The organism is Pedococcus sp. P1_H8 (genome assembly GCF_056405175.1).
In genome coordinates, this window is the sequence record NZ_JBFUCP010000412.1 from 1 (window position 1) to 379 (window position 379).

Here is a 379-nt window from a genome sequence, read left to right on the forward strand (position 1 = left end):
GCCGAAGACCGCGTCGAAGCGGTTCTCGGCGATCGCGTCGAGCAGCGGCACGGTCTGCAGCGGGTTCCGGATGCCGTCCGGCCGCTCGGTGAGCCGGCCGTCGGCGAGGTAGTCCTCCACCTTGGCCACGTGCAGGCGCAGGTTGTACTTGGCGACGACGTGGTCGCGGAAGTCCAGCACCTCCTGCAGGTTGTGCCCGGTGTCGACGTGCAGCAGCGCGAACGGCACCGGCGCGGGCCAGAAGGCCTTGATCGCCAGGTGCAGCAGCACCGTGGAGTCCTTGCCGCCGGAGAAGAGGATCACCGGGCGCTCGAACTCGCCGGCCACCTCCCGGAAGATGTGGATGGCCTCGGACTCGAGCGCGTCCAGTGTGTCGAAG

General features: G+C 69.1%; 1 protein-coding gene. It reads right to left on the minus strand.

Features of this window, described 5'->3' with window-relative positions:
- Window positions 1–369 (minus strand): phosphoadenosine phosphosulfate reductase domain-containing protein (locus AC1DYG_RS20605; RefSeq protein ID WP_477641688.1); only part of this gene is annotated, 369 nt, incomplete at its 3' end.
- Window positions 370–379: the final 10 nt, after the last annotated feature.